This window comes from uncultured Dietzia sp. (assembly GCF_937873725.1).
In the GTDB taxonomy this organism is placed as follows: Bacteria; Actinomycetota; Actinomycetes; order Mycobacteriales; family Mycobacteriaceae; genus Dietzia.
Genome location: NZ_CALMYY010000084.1, coordinates 22,940 through 29,745, shown reverse-complemented (window position 1 = coordinate 29,745; position 6,806 = coordinate 22,940). Strand labels below are relative to the sequence as shown.

The 6,806-nt window shown below is 73.8% G+C and carries 5 protein-coding genes; 2 read left to right on the top strand and 3 right to left on the bottom strand.

What is annotated here, in order from left to right:
* Positions 1-108: 108 nt before the first annotated feature.
* Entirely contained in the window at positions 109-2,376 is a 2,268-nt protein-coding gene (scpA, locus tag Q0444_RS08475) for a methylmalonyl-CoA mutase (RefSeq protein ID WP_299022956.1), read from the bottom strand.
* 1 nt (position 2,377) lies between these two features.
* On the bottom strand, positions 2,378-4,216 hold the full coding sequence (locus Q0444_RS08470) for a methylmalonyl-CoA mutase family protein (protein WP_299022955.1): 1,839 nt from the start codon (positions 4,214-4,216) through the stop codon (positions 2,378-2,380).
* Positions 4,217-4,351: 135 nt separating this feature from the next.
* Here Q0444_RS08470 and Q0444_RS08465 point away from each other — a divergent pair, with 135 nt between their 5' ends.
* Positions 4,352-5,035: a TVP38/TMEM64 family protein gene (locus Q0444_RS08465; protein ID WP_299022954.1), complete on the top strand. Its 684-nt coding sequence runs from the start codon at positions 4,352-4,354 to the stop codon at positions 5,033-5,035.
* Between the two features lie 20 nt (positions 5,036-5,055).
* Here the strand turns inward: Q0444_RS08465 and Q0444_RS08460 are convergent, their stop codons facing one another.
* Positions 5,056-5,877 (bottom strand): DUF3097 domain-containing protein, encoded by an 822-nt coding sequence (locus Q0444_RS08460; protein ID WP_299022952.1) that lies wholly within the window; start codon positions 5,875-5,877, stop codon positions 5,056-5,058.
* A gap of 68 nt (positions 5,878-5,945) precedes the next feature.
* On the opposite strand from Q0444_RS08460, the gene Q0444_RS08455 reads away from it, so the two are divergent.
* The gene (locus tag Q0444_RS08455) at positions 5,946-6,776 is read left to right on the top strand and encodes a hypothetical protein (RefSeq protein WP_291083644.1); all 831 of its coding nucleotides are present in this window, start codon (positions 5,946-5,948) and stop codon (positions 6,774-6,776) included.
* The last annotated feature ends 30 nt before the right edge of the window (positions 6,777-6,806 follow it).

Below are 6,806 nucleotides of genomic sequence, written 5' to 3'. Positions count from 1 at the left end.
CGGCACCGGGCCGCGGACCGCACCGGTGCCGGCCGTGGTGGACAGCGCGCCGAGGGGGTTACCCGAGCCCGCGGGATCCGGGCCGGAACCGAGGACCGCCACCGCCGATCAGGCCTCCCCGGACTCGACCGATGACAGGTCGTGTCCGAGCTCGTCGGCCAGCTTGCCGAGCAGCTCGATGGCGGCGTCCGAGATCACGGTGCCGGGCGGGTAGATCGCGGCCGCGCCGGCGTCGTAGAGCTCCTGGAAGTCGCCCGGCGGGATCACCCCGCCGACGGTCACCATGATGTCCCCGCGGCCGACCGCCGCGAGCGCCTCGCGCAGCGCCGGGACGAGGGTGAGGTGGCCGGCGGCCAGCGAGGACACGCCCACCACGTGCACGTCGGCGTCGGCCGCCTGCTGGGCGACCTCCTCCGGCGTCTGGAACAGCGGGCCCATGTCCACGTCGAACCCGAGGTCGGCGAAGGCGGTGCCCACGACCTTCTGGCCGCGGTCGTGACCGTCCTGGCCCATCTTGGCCAGCAGGATGCGGGGACGTCGACCGTCCTGCTCGGCGAACTCCTCGGCCATCCGCATGGCCTTGGTGACGTTGTCCACGGCGCCCTCCTTGGAGACCTCCTGCCGGTACACCCCGGACAGGGTCCTGATCTCGGCCTTGTGCCGACCGTAGACCGCCTCGAGCGCGTCCGAGATCTCGCCGATGCTCGCGTTGGCGCGGGCGGCGTCGATCGCCAGGGCCATGAGGTTGTTCTCGAGGTCGGGGCTCGCGCCGCCGGCGGCGGACTCGGTGAGCCTGGCCAGGGCCGCCTGGCAGGCGTCCTCGTCGCGCTCGGCCCGCAGCTTGGCCAGCTTGGCCAGCTGCTCGGTCCGGACGCGGGAGTTCTCGACCTTGAGGACCTCGATCTCCTGGTCCTCGGTCACGACGTACTTGTTCACGCCGATCACGGGCTGGCGGCCGGAGTCGATGCGGGCCTGGGTGCGGGCCGCGGCCTCCTCGATGCGCAGCTTGGGGATCCCCTCCCCGATCGCCTGCGCCATGCCGCCGGCCTCCTCGATCTCCAACAGGTGGAGCCGGGCCTTGTCCGCCAGCTGGGCGGTCAGCCACTCGATGTAGTACGAGCCGGCCCACGGGTCGATGGGCCGGGTGGTGGCCGACTCCTGCTGGAGCAGGAGCTGGGTGTTGCGGGCGATGCGCGCCGAGAAGTCGGTGGGCAGCGCCAGCGCCTCGTCGAGGGCGTTGGTGTGCAGCGACTGCGTGTGGCCCTGGGTGGAGGCCATCGCCTCGATGCACGTGCGGGCGACGTTGTTGAAGACGTCCTGCGCGGTGAGCGACCAGCCGGAGGTCTGCGAGTGGGTCCGTAGCGACTTGGACTTCTCGCTCTTCGGCCCGAACTTCTCCACCAGCTCGCTCCACAGCAGGCGGCCGGCCCGCAGCTTGGCGATCTCCATGGAGAAGTTCATGCCGATGGCCCAGAAGAAGGACAGCCGCGGCGCGAACTTGTCGATGTCCAGCCCCGCGTCGAGGCCGGCGCGGAGGTACTCGACGCCGTCGGCGAGCGTGTACGCCAGCTCGAGGTCGGCCGTCGCCCCGGCTTCCTGGATGTGGTAGCCGGAGATGGAGATGGAGTTGAACCGCGGCATCTTCTGCGAGGTGTAGGCGAAGATGTCCGAGATGATCCGCATGGAGGGCTTGGGCGGATAGATGTAGGTGTTGCGGACCATGAACTCCTTGAGGATGTCGTTCTGGATGGTCCCCGCGAGCTGCTCCGGCGTCACCCCCTGCTCCTCCGCCGCCACCACGTAGAAGGCCAGGATCGGCAGGACGGCGCCGTTCATGGTCATGGACACCGACACGGCGGACAGGTCGATCCCGTCGAACAGCTCACGCATGTCCAGGATCGAGTCGATCGCCACGCCGGCCATGCCCACGTCCCCGGCCACCCGCGGGTGGTCGGAGTCGTACCCGCGGTGGGTGGCCAGGTCGAACGCGACCGACAGGCCCTTCTGGCCCGCCGCGAGGTTGCGCCGGTAGAAGGCGTTGGACTCGGCGGCGGTGGAGAAGCCGGCGTACTGCCGGATGGTCCACGGCTGGTTGACGTACATCGACGGGTAGGGGCCGCGGAGGAACGGTGCCGCCCCGGGGACCGTGTCCAGGGGGAACGGGGTGACCTCCTCGCCGTCGTCGGTCGGGGCGGTCCCCGCCTCGACGGCGTCACGGTCGGCCTTGGTGAAGACGCGCTTGACGTCGATACCCTCGGGCGTCTCCCAGTGGGCTCCGGGGGCGATCCCGTCGTCGACCGTCGCGGTGGCGGCCCGGGCGGCCTCCTCGGCGGTGTCGCGGAAGGGGGCGGTGCTGAAATCGGGGAAGGTCGTCATCTCACTTCACTCCCAGCTGGTCGAGGAGGGTGGACAGGGCGGCCACGGCGTCGATGCCGACCGACAGGTACCCGTCGGGGCGGTGGGCCGCGTCGGCCGGGAAGCCCCTCTCGGCGCCGGCGAGGTACACGGTCGACACGCCGGCGTCGCGCAGCGCGCGGACGGCGTCGGACCCCTCGGTGGCGTAGCGCCTGTCGGCGCCGCAGAGGACCGCGATGCGCTCGCCCTCGCGGGCACCGGCGTACTGGTCGGCCGCCGTGACGCCGGGGTTGCGGGCCTCGACGCCGCCGGCGGCGAGGAGGTTGGCCACAAAGGTCACGCGGCCCGTGGTCTCGGCCATCGGGCCGAGCCCGGCCAGCAGCACGGTGGGCCGGGACCCGGTGGCCTCGAGGTGCGCGTCCGAGCGATCCCTCAGGTCCTCGAACGCCTTGCCGTAGCGGTAGCCCTGCCCGCCCCGACGCGAGGCGTCGAGCGGCGGCTCGCCCAGGTTGGGGAACTCGGAGACGCCCGTGATCGGGGCGGTCCGGTGCGCGATCTCGGAGTCCCGCGTGTCGCGGACACCCGCGATCGCGGCGGCGACGCTCCCCGAGGCGATCGCGGCGGCCAGCCCGCCCTCGGCCTCGACGGCCTGCAGCGCCGACCAGGCGGCCTCGGCGAGGGAGTCGGTGAGCGACTCGACGTACCAGGAGCCGCCGGCGGGGTCCACCACGTGTCCGAGGTGCGACTCCTCGAGCAGGAGCAGCTGGGTGTTGCGCGCGATGCGCTCGGCGAACGAGCGGGAGGTGCTCTCGAGCCCGCCCGGCAGGGACGCGTCGAACGGCAGGACCGTCACCGAGGTGGCCCCGCCGACGCCCGCGGCGAACGCGGCGAGGGTGGTGCGCAGCATGTTCACCCAGGGGTCGCGCCTCGCCATCATGGCCGGGGACGTGACGGCGTGCTGGGGTGCCCCGCCGGCCTCGGGCGCGCCGAGGAGTTCGGCCACGCGGGCCCACACCAGGCGGCCGGCGCGGAACTTGGCGATGGACTGGAACTGGTCGTCGGTGGCGGCGAGCCGGAACGAGACCTGACGCAGGGCGGCGTCGGCGGTCAGCCCGGCGGTCATGAGCGCGCGGACGTACTCCAGGCCCGCGGCCGCGGCGTAGGCCAGCTCCTGGGCGTCCCCGGCGCCGTCGGCGTGGAACACGGTTCCGTCGGCGACGAACGTGCGGAGGGTCTCCTCGCGCTCCGACGCCCGCACGGCCACCTCGACCGCGTCGCCGAGGGCCGCGGCGTCGGCACCGGAGAACGCGTCGGTGACGGGGGCGGCGCCGAGGTCGGCGATCACCGCCGAGCGGTCCGTCACCCCGTCCCCGGCGGAGCGGCGCTCGTCGAGCAGCCGGAGGAACTCCTCGGACACCGCCACGAGGTCGGACCCCGCGTCGAAGCTCACCGGCGCGAGGTCCAGGTAGACGTCCTTGAGGACCGCGGCCACGTCGGCGGCCGGCACCCGCAGCCAGAGGGCGGAGGCGCCCTGACCGAGCAGATCGAGCACGGCCTCGTTGGTCCGCGCCACGTCGCCGTCGACCTCGACCCGGGCGCTCACGTGCCACCCGTTCTCGGGCAGCCCCGACCGGTCGCCGCCGCGCACGAACGGGAACGCCCCCGGGGCGGGCCGCTCGGCGATCTCGTCGGCCCGCGTGTAGAGCGGGTTGATCTCGATGCCGTCCCGCGTGGTGGCCACGAGCGAACGCCACGCGTCCTCGGGCATGTCCGCGGGGTCCTTGCGGGCGGCCTTCGCGAGGACGGCTCCCACAGCGGCGTACCAGGAGTGGAGATCAGGACCTGTGGTCGGACCGGTCACCGGTACCTCGTTCTCTTGTGGAGTGAAGGGGGTCACCATCGGACTCTAGTGCAGCCCTCCCGCCTGCCGGACCGTGACCGTGCTCGCGGGGTCCGCGCGGGGGGAGATTCCGGCCGGGGCACTACAGTCGACCGGGTGCGTGGACGGGTGATCGCTTGGGTGGGTGCCGTCGCGCTCGTGGTGCTGGTGGCCACCCTCGTCCCGACCCCGGGCCTGGAGCAGCTCCGCGCGTGGGCGCAACAGCTCGGGCCGTGGTTCCCGGCGGCGTTCTTCTCCGCCTACGCGCTCGTCACCGTGACCCCGGTCCCCCGCTCCACCTTCACCTACTCGGCCGCGGTGCTGTTCCCGCCGTCGGTGGCGATCCCCTGGTCGCTGGTCGCGACGGGCGTCGCGGCCACCCTCGCCTTTGCGGGGGTGCGCCGGCTGGGGCACGCCCGGGCCGAGGGCCTGCGGGCGGATCCGCGCATCGCCGCCGTCGACGTGCGGCTGCGCCGCCGCGGGTGGCTGTCCGTCGGCAGCCTCAGACTGGTCCCGGCGGTCCCGTTCTCGGTGGTGAACTACGCGGCGGCGCTGACGTCGATCCCGCTACGACCCTTCCTGGTGGCGACCGTCGTCGGCAGCGCCCCGGGGACGGTGGCCGCGGTCCTGCTCGGCCACTCGCTCACCGAGGGGGACGGCGGCGCGGCCCTGTGGGCCACGGTCGCCTTCGCGGCGGTGGGGCTCGTGGGGATGGTGGTGGACGCCCGCCTCCCCGTCCGGGCCGGCGCGCGGGAGGACACGCCGGACGACGACGACGACGAGGCAGGCCCGGACTCCTGAGGGGTTCGGTGACCCGGTGGTCAGTCGGTCTCGGTGACGAAGTCCACCAGCCGCTCGACCGCCCCGAGCAGGGCCGGCTCGATGTCCCGGTAGGTGCTCACCGCGCCCAGGATCCGGCGGAACCCGTCCGCCGGTTGACCCCACCCGAGCCGGTCGCAGATCCCGGTCTTCCAGTCCTCGCCCCGGGGGACGACCGGCCACTCGTGGATCCCCACCACGGCGGGCTTGACGGCCTGCCAGATGTCCACGTAGGGGTGGCCGGTCACCAGGACGTCCCCACCGAGCCCGGCGACGATCCGGGACTCCTTGCTGCCGGTGACCAGGTGGTCGACCAGCACGCCCAGGCGCGCCTGCGGCGTCGGGCCGAACTCCGCGACGAGCGCCGGCAGGTCGTCGATCCCGTGGAGCGGCTCCACGACGATCCCCTCGACCCGCAGGTCGTGGCCCCAGATCTTCTCCACCAACGCCGCGTCGTGGATGCCCTCCACCCAGATCCGCCCGGCCCGCGCGGTCCGGGCCCGCAGCCCCTCGACCCTCCGGGACCCCGACGCGGTGACCTTCGGGCCCGTCGGCACGACCGGTCCGGGCCGGCGCAGGGTGACCGGGGAGCCGTCGATGAGGAACGCGGCGGGGGTCATGGCGAAGAGGCGCACCAGGCCGCGCCGGTCCTCGAGTTTGACAAAGTCGCCGTCGGGGGTGCGGGTGAAGCCCACGACCGCGCCGCAGAAATCGGAGTCCGGGTGCTCCACCACGAGGTCGTTCTCCGCCACCACGACGGGGATCTCCGGGCGGCGCCGGCGCGCCGTTCCGGCGAGGATGTCGGAGCCGTACATGTCTGCCATGGCCCGACACCGTAGTCGGCCACGCGGTCGGGGGGTGGGCGGCGCACCGGACGGTACGCTCGATGGTCATGTCACGTCCCCTCACCCGGAGCGCCGCCCTGTCACCCGCATGGCCGCTGCCGCTCTTCCTCCTCCGGACCGCCTGGGGGGATCAGCCGTTCGACGACCTCACCCGCTACGTCACGGGTCTGGCGGACGCTCACCTGGTGGAGATCGTGGGCGAGCCCGTCGCGGCGCTCGAGGGCGTCTCCCCCACCGCCGGCCCGACGGGGGTGCTGCCCGGGCTCGTCACCACCCTCCGGCGCGCGGGACGCTCCCACCCGGTCCCCGAGACGCTGTCCCTGCTCACCGCGGCACCGGGGGATTCGTCGAGCCTGCCCCCGGACGCCGGGATCCGCGACGACGTCTCGGAGGCCGGCTGGGGGCTGCTCGTCCGTGATCCCGAGACCCGCGAGGCGGTGTGCCTGACGTGCGTCCACCCCCACCCGGATGTCCTCCGGTGGCGGGTCCGGGGCGTGGTCGACTGCCCCGTGGCGCCGCAACCGGACGGGCCCTCGGCCGCCCTGTCCTCGCTCGGCCGGGCGGTGCTGGAGGCGGCGGAGCTCATCGAGCGGTCTGCGCTCGTCGACCGGTCCGCGCCGAGCGGCGTCGCGACCGCGGCGGTGGACCTGCACCAGCACGTCACCCGCGTGCCCGCCGGGCTGCCGCCCCGGGTGCTCGAGCTGGTGGACCGCATCGACAGGGTCGAGGCGATCATCTCGCTCGCGTTGGCGCGGCCGGGCGTGGGCGTCGACCCGGCCACCCGCGAGCCGGTGCTGCGCCGGCTGGTCGCGGTCAAGGATGCGGCACGTCGCGCCGCGGTGGCCGCGGCCGGGGACGCGGCGGTCAGAGCCGGGTGATCACCCCGGCGCCGTCGCGGATGCTCTCGG